The following is a 13,321-nucleotide window of genomic DNA, read 5'->3' as shown; positions in this document are numbered from 1 at the left end:
CATCTTTACGAGGTAAAGATGTCTTTTTACATTTCTTTCGTTATATCGTACTGCAGCAACTGCCCCTGATCATAAAACCTCTCAAAAATAATCCCCATTACATAGAAGAATACGAGACCGAAGCCAATATGAATAAGTGTAAAAGTAGCTCCAAATGAAGAAAACTCATATACGATGATCGGCAATTTCGCAGTTGTCCAAACGCCTAAGAAAAATACGATGTACCTAATACTTGCACCTTTTTTTAAGAGTAGTGCTGCGATTGGAAAAGCCACGTAGAGAGGACCAGCTGCAATTCCGCCTAATAATAGAGAGAATAAGATTCCATATATGCCGGACTTTTCTCCCATGTATTTCATTAGCGTCTCTTTCTTCACCCACTGATCGAGTAACCCTACAAATATTAGGACAGGGGGGAGTAGAAATAGCATATCTAAAATGCTATTCCCTGTTAGTTGTAATGCGCTCCATCCTAAAGATTGATTTATAAAAGTTAATAAGAGAAGCCCTAGTAGTAAGATGAAAAAGAAGCGATATTTTTTTAGTTCTTTCATACCATCACCACCCAAATAATATAGGAGAATAGGAGAGACATGAGTAATGCAGATGCATTACGTGCGTAAGCAAAGCATCGCCCGAATATCTTTTGTTCCATCGGTAATGTTGTAATTCCTACTGACATGAGTGTAGACATAAGTGCCGCAACTTGAGGAAGGCCTGCGCCGTGTTGGACTAACGTATTACCAAGTGGAAATACGACGAAGCTTGGAATAAGTGCAATGGATCCGAGTATTGCTGAATAAATAATACCTAACAATCCGGACTGTTCTCCAATAATAGAAGAGATGAAAGACGGCGTTAATATAGAAAGCGATAAGCCAACGAAGAGCATGATGGAAAGCATCGCAGGTAGAAGGTTGCGAAACGTTTTCCATGACTTCATTAGAGCTTCTTTCGTTTTATTACGGTCCTTCATAAAAGAAATCCCCGTAAGAATAATGGCTAAAGTGTAAAGGATCACGCCATTAATCATGGTCGGAATCCTTTAAGTCCTTATATTTGTCTATGAAAAAGGATAAGTTCTTCATTTTTTCTTCAATATCCATTTGGAAATCTGCCAATTGTTCCTTTCCAGCAGGTGTAATTTTGTACATCTTTCTCGGTTTGTCTTGATGATCTGTACTTACATAAGATTCAATCGCACCTTCGTTTTCTAATTTCTTTAGCGTACGATATAAAATGGCGCTATCGATTGGATTGACTGGAAGTTCTTCCTCGCACTTTTGTAATAATTGCCCGCCATAGTTATCACCTTCTGCTAAAAATAACAAAAGAAATGCACCTGTATGTCTTCCTGTATGTTTCATGGATATACCTCCTAGAATGAATTGGAATATATACTGTTAATGACAGTATACTGTTGTTAACAGTATATGGTGCATGAAGTGCTATGTCAATTTTAAAATGTTGATTAGTGCAAAGGGTGATCCCTGTTTTCATCGTTTTAAATAACAAAATAAAAGCCTACTGTTTTCTTGTGACAGTGGCTTTCATAGTTGGTAAACTACTATATTACGCTTAGAGAATCTCGCACTTTGATAGTAACACAAATAGGTTAGTCGCATATTGAGAAATAAAAAAAAGACACTCTCAAGAGTGCCTCTCCTTAGCAGCCGAATCCGCCGCCCCAACAGCTAGCCCCAACGATGATTAATAAAATAAAGAGTACAACAAGTAAAGCGAATCCACCGCCGAAACCACAGCCTCCACCACAACTACCGCCATATCCCATATTAACTCCTCCTTCCATAAAGACCATTTAATAATGGATTTAATTCACTTTATGTTTTTCCGGATAAACTTGAGCAGGTCCCTTTGAAAAATAAAGGTACTCGGTATTTTAAGCGAGTTGACGAGCTTATTTTTGTCACGAGTATTCCGCTTATTACATATGGTATTTTATTCTGTGTATTGGGGGAAGGAGGATCTTTATGGCTAATTCTGAGATGATATTACGTTTACTTACGGATTTAAAGATTGAACAGCAAGCTTTAAGAGAACAGCTGGAGAAAGTGCAAATAGCTTTAACCATTCTTGAAGAAAAAACAAATACTCCTGAGGAGAAATCAACTATTCTTGAGGAAAAACCAGCTGCTCCAAAGCAAAGAGCTTATTCTGGACGCCCAACATCGTTTCGTGATTGGAGAGCATCTACTCAAAAAAATTCATAAAAGTACAAGAAAAGAAGACATCAATTAAGATGTCTTCTTTTGCTTGTACAATCCCAATGAAGTTAAGAAGATATATCCATATTGCTTTAAAAATAAGAAGAAAATAACGATTGTCGACTCCTGTTTTAGTATAGCATGTAATAATAAAGATTTTTTTATGAAATAATGCGTATATATTAATTATAAGGTTTTTGTGTATATTTTAGTTGTCTATTATTTCTCTTTACATGCTACATGTAAAGGTTTTCTTATGAAAAGAAACCTATTAAATAAAGAGTGGGAAACGTATATTCAGGACTATAAAAACAGTGGGTTATCAAATGATTTCTGGTGCTGAAAACAAAACTTAACAGTTCATCGGCTATATTACTGGCTAAAAAAATTATCATCTGAAATGGAAGAGCAAAATCCAAGTGTGCGTGTGGGTTCAGCATTATTTGACGTTTACTTAAATTGGAGGTAACAAAGTTAGCTTAGGGAAAAAAGATTAATATATGTACATCAATAATAATGCTAATTATAATTAAGATGAAAGCATTCGTAATATATGGGGGAATAACAAGCAATGAATAAAAAGGCAACATTTAAAATAGGGGCAATGTTTACCATTTTATTAATGGCATGTGTTTTTTATGGATATAGGAGTTTAAATAGTTTTTTAGTCTGGAATGAACTCGGTGATATACAGATGATTTCAAGTGAAAAAGAGGTTGCAAATGGTATATATTTTGTAAGGGGAGAGATATATGCTGAACGTGTAACAGGAGATGAAACGCTACTTGCTGATGGGTATGCGGTAGTGAATCGAATTCAAAAGAAAAAAACGACATACTATACACAGACTTCTGCACCAAATCGTTCTTTATGGAGTAACGGCCAAGTAACAGCTTTTTATAATGAACCAATACATATCGGAAATAAAGAATTAAAATTAATAAATAATGAAAAGGTGTCTCTGGAAACTCCCTTTATGGAATTAAGTGATCAGAATGTAATTTCAACAAGAATAAATGATATTCAGGCGAATACTACAAAATTAGCAGATGGAAAAAAACGCTTTTATTCATTTAGAGCAGTAGAAAATAAAGAAAATGTAGTTGTACTTGGATCAGTAGATGGAAAAGTAATAAAAGAATTACCTAGTAGATACGGAGAATTTGTTTATATTGGAAATACGAAGGAGCAAATTATAGATAGCTTAAAGAATGGTAATAACAAAAATTGGATATATTTCGCTGTACTTATTATACTAACTTGTATTAGTGGGTTTGTATTATATATGTATGGGAAAGGAAAATGGAAAAAAGATGTTTTTGTTTTTACATTTTTCGGACGGAAGATAAATTAAAGAGGATGCATCTTTGCATCCTCTTTAAAAATTCATATGAGTTCTTTTCGTAAGGAAAGTTCTTCTTCATTTTCATATCCAGTAAATAAAATTTCTTCAATTTGTATATGATCGAAAAAAACATTATAATCTTTTGAAAGGTTGAAAGATATAAAAAAGTTTTGCGATGATAAACCATACCAACAGTTATATAGCATATCAATATCTTTTTTGAGATTTTCGTGTTTCATTTAGTAACAGGTTTAATCCTCCCTTAATAGAAAAATAATAACATAATGAATTTTCGGAATATATATTGTTATGATAGTTATTTTTGAATAGTAATAGATGAAAAATAAGGGAGTAGTGTAGTGTAGTGTGAAGTATATACGAACTAGTGAATTTATGTTTTAGCTCTTGAAAATTATGTGTTAAAAAGTTAAATATGGTAGGTTTATTCAAACAACCCTCAATAATATGATTGAGGGTTGTTTGAGAACATTTCTAACGACGCCATTCATCTTCGTTTTAAACGGAGCCCCATAAATGATAAACCATGCCGAAAACAAAAAAAGCTAGTCCCACAAACAAAACAATTAAAGCAAGCATTCCATTCTTATTATGTTCCATACATTCAGCTCCTTTTTAGTTATATACAAAAAAGCCTTTAGTCGTAATTATGGCTAAAGACTGCATTTCTCATACTTTTTTAGTTTATAAAGAAAAGACACCCATATAAGAGTGTCTTTTCCGATAGTTTGTTTAGCAGAAGCAAGAAGCTCCAACGATGATTAATAAAATAAACAATACAACTAATAATGCAAATCCTCCAGAAAAACCGCAGCTTCCGCCGCAACTACCACCAAATCCCATAATAGTTCCTCCTTTAATAAGAGGGGAAAACAAAGGGTCACTCGTGTTTTTTAACGGATTCCATTTACTTTATGTTTGACGCATGAATGTGAGCAGGTCCTTTTGAAAATAAAAAAAGAAACCTTGAGGTAGGTGCCCTCTGTCCCCTGTATGTAATCAATATTCGTTAGCATAAAACTCTTTTATTAGCTTTATTTCATTTGTATCTGGGTTAAATTTAAATATTTTAATTTGATTAGATTCGTCTTTATAGGCAAATGTATTATCGCCAACTTGGGTCATATTACTGGTGTTTAAGATAGGATCGCTACCGTGATCAGTGATCTCCACAGGTTTCTCACGATCCCAAAATGCAATGACAATGATTAAGATGATAAGGCATATACGTATGTTACGTAGTTCTCTTGATACAGTATTCTCCATTTGATAGTCTCCTTTGTTGTTGAATAGATTTTGTTTATAAAAGAGATAATTCCTATGAAAATAAATAAAAAAGACACTTGAAAGTGTCTTTTTTATTTGAGTTATGCGCATTGCTTAATAAGACGCTAGTTCCTCAATCGGAATATGAGTAACTATGTAGGGTGATTTTATTATAACATTTTAACCAGTAATGGGTCTATATGGGATTTTTGTGATGATTATGTTTATTTATTCAGAATGATAGATGTATCAGGCCGGGGAGATCGGAATTTGATCAATGAAAAGCAGTGGAAAAGGCCAAGAGCATACTTTATCCCGTATTATTAAGAGAAGATAGAGCTAGATTTCCCTTTACACAAACATAACGGTATAATATAGTTAAGTTAAGTGAACTTAACTATTAAGCGAAACAAAATAACAGCATGGAGGAAGAATGCTATGACTAGAACGTATAAAGAAGTAATTAATGAAATGAACCGAGCTTATAATGAATTTTACATTTTACTATTTCAGGAGTTAAAAGATGAGTACGGTCTTACAGGACAGCAAGAGAGTATGCTATTTCATATTAATTTAAATGAAAACACGACAGCGAATCACATTGCGACTACTTTTAATATATCAAAAAGTGCTGTCAGCCAAGTTTTATCGAAATTAGAAAAGCAGAAGATGATTTCAAAACAAGTTAATCCTAACAATAAAAGGGAGTATTTCCTTACACTTGGTCCAAACGGTAGTAAGTATATAGAGCGGTTGTCTGAGTTAGATGATGTATTAATTGAGAAATATTTTTCAAAAATCGATATCGGTGCTTTAGAACAAATGACGGATACGTTAACGAAAATAAATAAAGTGATATTGGAAGAAAAACAGAAGGATCTTGATTGTAATGAGTAAGAACTTAGATGAAGCAATGAGTAGAAAGGAGGAGAAGCATGTGATGAGTTACATACCAAATATGATGACGATAGCGAATTTTATTTGTGGGATATTGGCCATTTATTCTGTTTTTGTTCAAGATATGTATGGTGCAGTCATGTTCATTATTACAGGTATGGTATTTGATCTGTTTGATGGCATGGTTGCTCGGAAACTGGATGCTGTTTCGGAAATTGGCGGAGAGTTAGACTCATTTGCGGATTTAGTTACCTTTGGCGTGGCACCGTCTATTCTTGCATATAGTGTCGCTTTAAAAGATTTGCAGTCTATCGGATTGTTATGTGCGCTTGCTTACAGTGTGTGCGGAATGCTTCGGCTTGCAAGATTTAACACGCAGCAAAGCAAACTGCCGACATTTATCGGCATGCCCATTCCATTCGCGGCAATGTGTCTTCTTATTTTATGCCTCCTGAATAATTCAGTGTCCGTGGCGTTTGGCACATGCGTACTCGCCTATTTAATGGTAAGCAAAATCAAATTCCCTCATTTTAAAAAAGATATATCGGAAAGCTTGAAGTCCGAAAGATGGAATTAAAGAGAAAGGTAAGGCGCAGAACATGATTCGTATGGCATTAAGATCATTTAACATACAAATATATTGTTTGCTAGGCGTAATGTTATTAGGATGGCTTGTGACACCTTTTTCAGCCCAGTTTGTAGGGATAAGCATTGGCCTTTTGGTGAGTATGTACTGCGCCTGGATTTTAGGAAGGCGTATTGAAAAGTTCGGAAATAGCATTGTAAAAAATGAAAAAGCACCGATGCTCGGAATGATGAACCGGTTTGCAGCCGCAATACTTGGCTCGATTATTATGTATGAAATTGAACACCATGAGTTCATGTGGACATTTGCCGCTGGAATTATGGGTGGGTATTTCTTGATTATTATTAATTTGGGGTATTACAGTATGAGGGATACGGAGAAATAGATTAGTACATTTTAAATTAGAAATTAACCTCCGCTTCAAGCATGGAATGATATACTTGAGGCGGATTATTAACACTTACAATAAAATTCCCCCAAAATAAAACAATGAAAGCAAGTACTCCATTTTGAGTATGTTCTATAAAACTAGCTCTTCTTATTTTTTATGTTTTTTAAACATAAATTTGTAAATTAACCATGTAATAATTATTACCACAGGGGTAATTAATGCACCGTTAAACATTTTTTGATATATGTATAAAACATTTAAAATTAATAAAGAAACTATTGTAATAATCATATTATATTTTGAAAAGGTTTCTACGAATTTAGAATGTGTAAATAACTTTTTGTATATAAAGTAAAAGATTACAAAAAGGATTGTTGTTACTAAACTAAAAACACTAATTTGAAGATAAAATATAACTATTAAATTTGTTACTGCTATTATCATTAACCAAAAAATTATAAAAAATTTAGATAATACTTCTACACTCACTAATAGAGCTCCTAGCGCTGCAATAAAAGCAGCAATTTTATTTGAGGAATCATCTTTGTTATTAGAAGAATTTTGTCTATTCATGAATAAAAATCAGCTCCAATTTTCTTTATCCCCTTTAAAATAGATAATCATTTGTATATAAAACAAATCATATATAAATGATTATCTATTTTATATTATCAGAATTTTGTTTTGTGTGGAATTGTATTATGTGGTTGTTAGGCTTTTTTACCTAGGTACAATGTGAAGATTTAAGAAAAATTTTATGTTTACCCCACTCTTTATTTTAAAACTTTTTCCTATCCTATAAATGAGTTACATCAAGAAGGAGATTAAAAACGAAAAAGTCATAAATGAAAATGTAAAGTTAGGGGATTCCACATGCATACAGGAGTTTTGATTAGTTATTTGTACACTTATTTTTTTACTATTATTTTTTGTATTATGTTTCAAATTGGAGTTTATTTTAAAGCGAAAAACAATATATCTATTCGGCATTTTCTATGGGTGTATGTTTTTCTATTCTACCTTTCGTTAGTGTATAGGGTGACGCAGATCGCGACTGTATGGGATATAAGTAGATATGAAACGTGGATTCGTGTAAATCAAATTAATTTGACTCTATTTGATACGGCAGGTAGTACTACGTATCTTTTGAACATTTTACTGTTTATGCCGTTAGGTTTTTCATTACCGACTATTTGGCCACATTTTAGAAAAATGAAAAACACCGTATGTGCGGGATTCTTTTTTTCATTGGCAATTGAGTTAAATCAATTACTAAATAATAGAATTACAGATATTGATGATTTATTTACGAATACCCTCGGGGCGATTGTTGGGTATTTATTATATAGAGCTTTATTTAAAACGATATTTAAAAGAGAGGAAAAAAAGCTTGATACCAATTCTTCTCTAGTTATAAAATACGAGGCTATTTTTTGTTTAGTGTGTTCATTTGTAGGTGCGATGTTAATTTATTATCCAGCTTTATTTGGAAGACCTGTCACCCTTCAGTGAGGTGATTATGCTCTTGTGAGATATACTAGTTTATAAAAGGATTCAGTTCTCTAGGCTCAAACAAGGTAAAATGTGAATGGCTTATCCCTTTTTCTAACTTAACAGATACAGTTTATGTATTACATGATAGGTAGGTGTAAATGTGTTAAGTGTTCAATTATCTCAATACTTACTAAAAGAGTCTCAATCTGCTCTTCATACAGATGGAAAACGAGTTTATACGTTAAAAGATGAAGGGTTCTCACCGTATCCTATCTATTTAAATCACCCTATTATGATAGGAGTGGGGACGAATTGGAATCAGCATACAGGATTTGAAGAAATCGTTAAAGGGTTTATAGGCACAAATAATAAATTTCCTATGTATATGTTATTTGAAACTTATTTGCGCGGTGACTTTATGGAAAGGTTTTTAGAAGAGAAGAAATTCCAATTTGAGCTGGTTTTTACTAATAAGAAAAGGGATACGAACTTTTTTAAAGTGTTACTTACCAATAGTGATGATATAACTACACTTATGAAGTATTTCTTCCAATCAGCACAAGATTCCCTCTATACGTTATTAAGCTATTCAGCAGACTGTAAGATTATCGGTAATGGTACTGGTGAGATTGAAATAAAAGCTGACAGTTTCTATCCAAGCTTTTCATTTATGTATGATGCGTAAGAATTATTTGTTATTGGTGGAGAAGAGCAATGGTCAGATATCGATTATATAAAAAGAACTTTCCATTTTGAGCATATTATAGATGAGCTAACTATTGATGTAAGAAAATGAATTTAATGATGATGGGTGTTTGAATTATATAAGTTTTGAACCTAAGGAATTAAAGTTAGTTGAGCAACTTTGTGTAGCGGAAGGATTATTTGTATTTCACACTAAAGACTGAAAGTGATAACGTGTTGTGTAAATAACTAATTTGGATGACTTGAATGTGTAAACCTAAAAACTTTCCTTTATGGAGAGATTTTTTATTATAAAGAAAAGACACCCATATAAGAGTGTCTTTTCCAATAGTTTTTTAGCAGAAGCAAGAAGCTCCAACAATGATCAATAAAATAAACAATACAACTAGTAAAGCAAAGCCGCCGCCACAACTACTGCAACTACCACCAAATCCCATAATAGTTCCTCCTTTAATAAGAGGGGAAAACAAGGGGTCACTCATGTATTTTAACGGATTCAAATTACTTTATGTTTTTTACGCAATAATTGAGCAGGTCCTTTTGAAAATAAAGAAAAGACACCTTAAGGTGCCTTCCTACAACTTGATAACCGTATTTCGAAACTAGTGGATAAATTGCAAATAGTATTTATGCTTCGATTTATTTACAGATACCTAATTATAAACCTTGTTAAATTTTCTTTTCTTCACAAGGTAATTATATCGAATGTAAACGTATACATATATACTTATAATCAATTTCTATTAAGACTAATATATGGTTGTAAAGTGAAAAAATAGAAAAACTTTACGTTAATAGAATGGGGGATGTTGAAATGAAATTCAAGAAATCAATTGCAGCAACATTAGCTTGTTCAACTTTATTAACACTTGCACTAATGGCATCTTTTGCTGGGAAGAATTATAAAGGAAAAAAAGTAACTGTATATAGATAAATATATTATTAAAATTTAAGAGGGTGAAAAAATGAAATTGTTTTTTCAGAAACTAAAAACAAAGTATAAAGAAGACTCCAGAAAAAACTTTTTTATTACCTGATCGCCAATATTATGTTTTTCACGACATTAATATTAACGTTTAACATGATACGGGATAAAAATGAAGTTTATCTTTTATTCTATATTCTGTATTCTGGTTTTTGCTATATAGTAGCTAGTTTTATTGTTGGAAAATTCATCAAAAAATAGAGCCTGAGTTCAGGCTCTATTTTTAAAAATCTATATTTTAGTTAAAAGCATCCATCTGTACTTTTTCGTAAATGTATCCAGCTTCTTTAGCTGTAATTCCAAAATGTTTAGCAGCTATTTCAGCAACCTGAGGATCATGTACTTCAGGTATGTAGTTTTCATCGTTATTTGTTAGTCTGTTATATTGTTGTTTCATAAAGTCGAATATGACTGTATAGCTTATTCCGTTACTTGCATATTGCCCGTTTGAATTAGTGGTAGATGGCTTTACTGTTGCGCTAGTCGTGGTAGAACTGTCTGAAGATGTCGGTCTATCATTTTCTAAATCGGTACGTGTATAAGCTACAAAATCATTTATTTTCATTTCATAATTTAAATCAGATGCATAATACTTTTCCATTACCATAGAAAAAGTACTATCTGTATTTTTTAATTTCATTTCTCCATAACGACAATCTTGATCACCACAATAAACAAACCGATCACCTTTCCCAACCAGGTTGATTATGGCTTCTTGCATAAGCAAATATTGTTCTCTTTCGGAAAGATCATAAAAATCGTCCGATACGTTTGCTTGTATATCGATTTCGTATTTATAGAGCGTATTATCTTCTAATTTAGCACCTTCTACATACTTAACATCTTTTATATATTTTGCGAGATCAGTTTTATCTAAAATTTCTTTTGAATAATTTTCCGCCGCTTTAAGATCCGGAGAACATCCAGACATTACTCCAATTAATGTTAGTAGAAAAAAAGTTAAATACACTTTCTTCTTCACATACATCACCCAAAATTTTATTTATGTCTGAGAGTAAAATAAAAGCATCTTTTGAAGTGCCGTTGTTATGTTATTAATTTATTCGTAGCCTCTTTATATTTGTTAATCTATTTATCTATCATATTACTATTCAATTTGAAGTGAAAAAGGCACTATAAGATGTCTCCTGCGACTTGAACCATCTTAATTTTAATAATATGTATTGGACGCCGAGCCGATCAAGTTAAGCTATCATAATACTCCAAACGGAAATACTGTATTGCAGAGTGAAAACATTGTACTTCCTAGTGGAGTGAAATTCAGTTTTATTTCTATAACTCTCCATGTGTCCACTCTTTATTATGAATATCTAATCCTTCTTGGCCAAAGAAATGGAGAATAAATTCTTTTTCATCACTATCAGTTTTTTTAGCTAGTTTAAATCCCTCCATACTTTTCTTTTTTCCTGAACGTAAATAATGAATTTTTTCAAAATCTTTAACTGCAGATTGGAAATCTCCATCGTACCATTTGTTCAGAAGAGACTCATATTTTTGTCTTTCATCATCATTGATAACATTTAAGTTGTTTTTTAAGTATTGAATGTTTTCTTTGGTCATTTGAAATCGACCTATATCACGGGTACCAGAAACATGAAGATTATTCCCATTGAATGTGAGTTTTTGGAGAGACATATGTATCATCATGTCATTTATAGTTTGCTCGTTTTGGATTTCTCCAATCGACTGTGCTGCTTTAGTTAAATCATCTTCACTTACTACGTAACTATCTTTTTGTTGTTTTTGAATGGTTTGAACTTTCGGTTTTTCTTGAACTTTTTCTTCTTGTTTAGGCTTTGATTCAGTCGCAGTTTTATCATTTGAGCTACAAGCAGCCATTCCCACAAGTAATGCGCTACATGCTAATGTAGTAAGTAATTTTCGCTTCATGTTGAGTGCCTCCATTATGTACTAGTTATTTCAGGGAAATGTAAGATTTCTCATCCCATGGTAGCAAACTATTTATCTGCATATTGTCGTATTTTGTCGCAAGATAATAAAAAAACACCCAAAGGTGGCAATAAAGTGTTAAAAAAGTTTGCAGTTAATATATTGTTTATGTTGGTGGTTTTGTGTTTGGCTATAGAATTTCTCCCTAATAAAAATCCTTATATTTTTGTTGGGGTTACAGGATGTATTTTAGAAATTGGGTTATATGCTATTGATCATTTTTTCAAAAATAATTAGTTATTCAATAGTTTAAAAGTAATGTATATACCTAAAAGCCCCTCCATAAAAATTTGGAGGGGCTTTTTTAGTCAATTCTATATTTTATTCATGCATCTCTAATTCGCTTCTTAGATGTATACATTCTTCATGTAAGTCAGTACTTTTGATTACTAAACGTTCAATCATCATAATGTTTAGTTTATTGTTACCAACCACTCGCTCCAACATCCGCCTTCAACCACTTCACCCAATCCAAATCCTCTAACTTAAGGAAACTGAGCGAAACACCTTTCATATCTAAAGAAGTTAACAGCGTACCGACCTTTACGAATGTAATCTGTAAACCTTCCAGCTCACATAAACGACGAATGTCATTTGCAAAAATGTATTGTTCCATTAATGGTGTGGCACCGAGTCCATTAATGAGGATGGCGAAGTTGTCGCCTTTTCTCCAGCGGTAAATGCTTTTTAGTTTATTCATTAGTTCGATCGCTAATATTTCAGAAGAAGATAGTGCTTCTTTACGGTATCCTTTTTCGCCGTGGATGCCGACTCCGTAAAAGACTTCATCGTCATTTAATGTGAATGAAGCTTTTCCTTGTACTGGATCGTTTGCAGGTGAAAGAGCGACTCCTAATGTGTGTAAGTTTTTGGTGACAGAACGGCCAAGTGCTGTTATTTCTTCTAAAGAATGCCCGTGGGGAGCGGCCGCACCAAGTATTTTTTGAACGAAAACGGTGCCAGCGACGCCGCGTCTTCTTTTATTAAAGGAAGCATCATCTTCAATTGAAACGTCGTCATTTACGATGATGTGGTCAATTTTTCTTCCTTCTTCTTTAGCGATTTGTTTTGCCGCTAAAAAGTTTGCTACGTCATCTTTAAAGTTTTTGATGATGAATAAAATACTTTTATCCTTTGGCATGAGGCGAGTTGCCCCTAAAATTTGTTCCACTGTAGGTGGGGTGAAGATACTTCCGTTTACTGCCGCTGTAAGCATTCCTTTTCCTACATAACCAATATCGGCAGGTTCATGTCCGCTTCCACCGCCGCTTATAATGACAACGTTTTGTTTCAGTTTTTCGATATCTTTTACATAAATGATGTTATTCGTTTCGTCGTAATTTACTTTGTCGTTATGTTCAAAATAAAAGCCCTGCAGCATATCTTGAACGATATTTTGTACATCATTCATAATCTTTTTCATTGCTTTTGCCACCCT

General features: G+C 33.0%; 18 protein-coding genes and 2 pseudogenes. 8 read left to right on the top strand and 12 right to left on the bottom strand.

Annotated elements, in window-relative coordinates; all coding sequences use genetic code 11:
* Window positions 1-26 precede the first annotated feature (26 nt).
* From BAQ49_RS27825 to BAQ49_RS27810, 4 genes are all read right to left on the bottom strand, one after another.
* Window positions 27-554 carry a permease gene (locus BAQ49_RS27825; protein ID WP_071747924.1) on the bottom strand — a complete coding sequence of 176 codons (528 nt, stop codon included), beginning with the start codon at window positions 552-554 and terminating at the stop codon, window positions 27-29.
* Window positions 551-1,033: a hypothetical protein gene (locus BAQ49_RS27820; protein ID WP_071747923.1), complete on the bottom strand. Its 483-nt coding sequence runs from the start codon at window positions 1,031-1,033 to the stop codon at window positions 551-553. The genes BAQ49_RS27825 and BAQ49_RS27820 overlap by 4 nt, the downstream gene beginning before the upstream one ends.
* Window positions 1,026-1,367: a PadR family transcriptional regulator gene (locus BAQ49_RS27815; RefSeq protein WP_000683186.1), complete on the bottom strand. Its 342-nt coding sequence runs from the start codon at window positions 1,365-1,367 to the stop codon at window positions 1,026-1,028. The genes BAQ49_RS27820 and BAQ49_RS27815 overlap by 8 nt, the downstream gene beginning before the upstream one ends.
* Before the next feature lie 299 nt (window positions 1,368-1,666).
* The gene (locus BAQ49_RS27810; RefSeq protein ID WP_000540377.1) at window positions 1,667-1,792 is read right to left on the bottom strand and encodes a YjcZ family sporulation protein; all 126 of its coding nucleotides are present in this window, start codon (window positions 1,790-1,792) and stop codon (window positions 1,667-1,669) included.
* A 199-nt stretch (window positions 1,793-1,991) separates the two neighbouring features.
* On the opposite strand from BAQ49_RS27810, the gene BAQ49_RS27805 reads away from it, so the two are divergent.
* Both BAQ49_RS27805 and BAQ49_RS27795 read left to right on the top strand, forming a co-directional pair.
* Complete coding sequence (locus BAQ49_RS27805) at window positions 1,992-2,231, top strand: preprotein translocase (RefSeq protein ID WP_071747922.1); 240 nt, start codon at window positions 1,992-1,994, stop codon at window positions 2,229-2,231.
* A gap of 565 nt (window positions 2,232-2,796) precedes the next feature.
* Entirely contained in the window at window positions 2,797-3,579 is a 783-nt protein-coding gene (locus BAQ49_RS27795; RefSeq protein ID WP_071747921.1) for a hypothetical protein, read from the top strand.
* A 32-nt stretch (window positions 3,580-3,611) separates the two neighbouring features.
* On the opposite strand, the pseudogene BAQ49_RS32585 reads toward BAQ49_RS27795, so the two are convergent.
* The 3 genes and pseudogenes from BAQ49_RS32585 to BAQ49_RS27780 form a co-directional block, all read right to left on the bottom strand.
* Window positions 3,612-3,722, bottom strand: a pseudogene (locus BAQ49_RS32585) (DUF4176 domain-containing protein); the annotation flags it as partial.
* 598 nt (window positions 3,723-4,320) lie between these two features.
* The gene (locus tag BAQ49_RS27785; RefSeq protein WP_000505686.1) at window positions 4,321-4,431 is read right to left on the bottom strand and encodes a YjcZ family sporulation protein; all 111 of its coding nucleotides are present in this window, start codon (window positions 4,429-4,431) and stop codon (window positions 4,321-4,323) included.
* Window positions 4,432-4,587: 156 nt separating this feature from the next.
* Window positions 4,588-4,854 (bottom strand): YmzC family protein, encoded by a 267-nt coding sequence (locus BAQ49_RS27780; RefSeq protein ID WP_071747919.1) that lies wholly within the window; start codon window positions 4,852-4,854, stop codon window positions 4,588-4,590.
* A 438-nt stretch (window positions 4,855-5,292) separates the two neighbouring features.
* Here BAQ49_RS27780 and BAQ49_RS27775 point away from each other — a divergent pair, with 438 nt between their 5' ends.
* From BAQ49_RS27775 to BAQ49_RS27765, 3 genes are read left to right on the top strand one after another with little or no spacing between them, the layout of a single operon-like run.
* Window positions 5,293-5,751, top strand: coding sequence for a MarR family winged helix-turn-helix transcriptional regulator (locus BAQ49_RS27775; protein WP_071747918.1), 459 nt, complete (start codon window positions 5,293-5,295; stop codon window positions 5,749-5,751).
* On the top strand, window positions 5,744-6,328 hold the full coding sequence (gene pssA / locus BAQ49_RS27770; RefSeq protein WP_116733514.1) for a CDP-diacylglycerol--serine O-phosphatidyltransferase: 585 nt from the start codon (window positions 5,744-5,746) through the stop codon (window positions 6,326-6,328). Before BAQ49_RS27775 ends, pssA begins: the two co-directional genes overlap by 8 nt.
* Window positions 6,329-6,350: 22 nt before the next feature.
* The gene (locus tag BAQ49_RS27765; RefSeq protein WP_071747917.1) at window positions 6,351-6,722 is read left to right on the top strand and encodes an ATP synthase subunit I; all 372 of its coding nucleotides are present in this window, start codon (window positions 6,351-6,353) and stop codon (window positions 6,720-6,722) included.
* A gap of 153 nt (window positions 6,723-6,875) precedes the next feature.
* Here the strand turns inward: BAQ49_RS27765 and BAQ49_RS27760 are convergent, their stop codons facing one another.
* A complete protein-coding gene (locus tag BAQ49_RS27760) occupies window positions 6,876-7,301 on the bottom strand; it encodes a hypothetical protein (RefSeq protein WP_071747916.1) in 426 nt (141 codons plus the stop codon).
* Window positions 7,302-7,601: 300 nt separating this feature from the next.
* Here BAQ49_RS27760 and BAQ49_RS27755 point away from each other — a divergent pair, with 300 nt between their 5' ends.
* Window positions 7,602-8,240, top strand: a complete 639-nt coding sequence (locus BAQ49_RS27755; RefSeq protein WP_071747915.1) for a VanZ family protein — start codon at window positions 7,602-7,604, stop codon at window positions 8,238-8,240.
* 142 nt (window positions 8,241-8,382) lie between these two features.
* A pseudogene (locus tag BAQ49_RS27750) lies at window positions 8,383-9,018 on the top strand (hypothetical protein).
* 244 nt (window positions 9,019-9,262) lie between these two features.
* Here BAQ49_RS27750 and BAQ49_RS27745 read toward each other — a convergent pair.
* The 3 genes from BAQ49_RS27745 to BAQ49_RS27730 form a co-directional block, all read right to left on the bottom strand.
* Complete coding sequence (locus BAQ49_RS27745; RefSeq protein WP_000505688.1) at window positions 9,263-9,364, bottom strand: YjcZ family sporulation protein; 102 nt, start codon at window positions 9,362-9,364, stop codon at window positions 9,263-9,265.
* Window positions 9,365-10,150: 786 nt separating this feature from the next.
* Window positions 10,151-10,900 (bottom strand): hypothetical protein, encoded by a 750-nt coding sequence (locus tag BAQ49_RS27735; RefSeq protein WP_071747914.1) that lies wholly within the window; start codon window positions 10,898-10,900, stop codon window positions 10,151-10,153.
* A gap of 305 nt (window positions 10,901-11,205) precedes the next feature.
* The gene (locus BAQ49_RS27730; RefSeq protein ID WP_071747913.1) at window positions 11,206-11,823 is read right to left on the bottom strand and encodes a DUF6241 domain-containing protein; all 618 of its coding nucleotides are present in this window, start codon (window positions 11,821-11,823) and stop codon (window positions 11,206-11,208) included.
* 57 nt (window positions 11,824-11,880) lie between these two features.
* On the opposite strand from BAQ49_RS27730, the gene BAQ49_RS32680 reads away from it, so the two are divergent.
* Complete coding sequence (locus BAQ49_RS32680) at window positions 11,881-12,120, top strand: hypothetical protein (protein WP_131802734.1); 240 nt, start codon at window positions 11,881-11,883, stop codon at window positions 12,118-12,120.
* Between the two features lie 187 nt (window positions 12,121-12,307).
* On the opposite strand, the gene dhaQ is transcribed toward BAQ49_RS32680, so the two are convergent.
* A complete protein-coding gene (gene dhaQ / locus BAQ49_RS27725) occupies window positions 12,308-13,306 on the bottom strand; it encodes a DhaKLM operon coactivator DhaQ (protein ID WP_071747912.1) in 999 nt (332 codons plus the stop codon).
* Window positions 13,307-13,321: the final 15 nt, after the last annotated feature.

Origin of the sequence: Bacillus proteolyticus, from assembly GCF_001884065.1 — a bacterium.
Lineage (GTDB): Bacteria > Bacillota > Bacilli > Bacillales > Bacillaceae_G > Bacillus_A > Bacillus_A proteolyticus.
Note: the sequence above shows the minus strand (reverse complement) of the source record. Positions and strands in the feature narration are given on the sequence as shown.

Bases quoted from the DNA above. Each gene is read 5' to 3' on its own strand.
- BAQ49_RS27825 (WP_071747924.1), bottom strand. From the start codon at position 554: ATGAAAGAACTAAAAAAATATCGCTTCTTTTTCATCTTACTACTAGGG.
- BAQ49_RS27820 (WP_071747923.1), bottom strand. From the start codon at position 1,033: ATGATTAATGGCGTGATCCTTTACACTTTAGCCATTATTCTTACGGGG.
- BAQ49_RS27815 (WP_000683186.1), bottom strand. From the start codon at position 1,367: ATGAAACATACAGGAAGACATACAGGTGCATTTCTTTTGTTATTTTTA.
- BAQ49_RS27810 (WP_000540377.1), bottom strand. From the start codon at position 1,792: ATGGGATATGGCGGTAGTTGTGGTGGAGGCTGTGGTTTCGGCGGTGGA.
- BAQ49_RS27805 (WP_071747922.1), top strand. From the start codon at position 1,992: ATGGCTAATTCTGAGATGATATTACGTTTACTTACGGATTTAAAGATT.
- BAQ49_RS27795 (WP_071747921.1), top strand. From the start codon at position 2,797: ATGAATAAAAAGGCAACATTTAAAATAGGGGCAATGTTTACCATTTTA.
- BAQ49_RS27785 (WP_000505686.1), bottom strand. From the start codon at position 4,431: ATGGGATTTGGTGGTAGTTGCGGCGGAAGCTGCGGTTTTTCTGGAGGA.
- BAQ49_RS27780 (WP_071747919.1), bottom strand. From the start codon at position 4,854: ATGGAGAATACTGTATCAAGAGAACTACGTAACATACGTATATGCCTT.
- BAQ49_RS27775 (WP_071747918.1), top strand. From the start codon at position 5,293: ATGACTAGAACGTATAAAGAAGTAATTAATGAAATGAACCGAGCTTAT.
- pssA (WP_116733514.1), top strand. From the start codon at position 5,744: ATGAGTAAGAACTTAGATGAAGCAATGAGTAGAAAGGAGGAGAAGCAT.
- BAQ49_RS27765 (WP_071747917.1), top strand. From the start codon at position 6,351: ATGATTCGTATGGCATTAAGATCATTTAACATACAAATATATTGTTTG.
- BAQ49_RS27760 (WP_071747916.1), bottom strand. From the start codon at position 7,301: ATGAATAGACAAAATTCTTCTAATAACAAAGATGATTCCTCAAATAAA.
- BAQ49_RS27755 (WP_071747915.1), top strand. From the start codon at position 7,602: ATGCATACAGGAGTTTTGATTAGTTATTTGTACACTTATTTTTTTACT.
- BAQ49_RS27745 (WP_000505688.1), bottom strand. From the start codon at position 9,364: ATGGGATTTGGTGGTAGTTGCAGTAGTTGTGGCGGCGGCTTTGCTTTA.
- BAQ49_RS27735 (WP_071747914.1), bottom strand. From the start codon at position 10,900: ATGTATGTGAAGAAGAAAGTGTATTTAACTTTTTTTCTACTAACATTA.
- BAQ49_RS27730 (WP_071747913.1), bottom strand. From the start codon at position 11,823: ATGAAGCGAAAATTACTTACTACATTAGCATGTAGCGCATTACTTGTG.
- BAQ49_RS32680 (WP_131802734.1), top strand. From the start codon at position 11,881: ATGGTAGCAAACTATTTATCTGCATATTGTCGTATTTTGTCGCAAGAT.
- dhaQ (WP_071747912.1), bottom strand. From the start codon at position 13,306: ATGAAAAAGATTATGAATGATGTACAAAATATCGTTCAAGATATGCTG.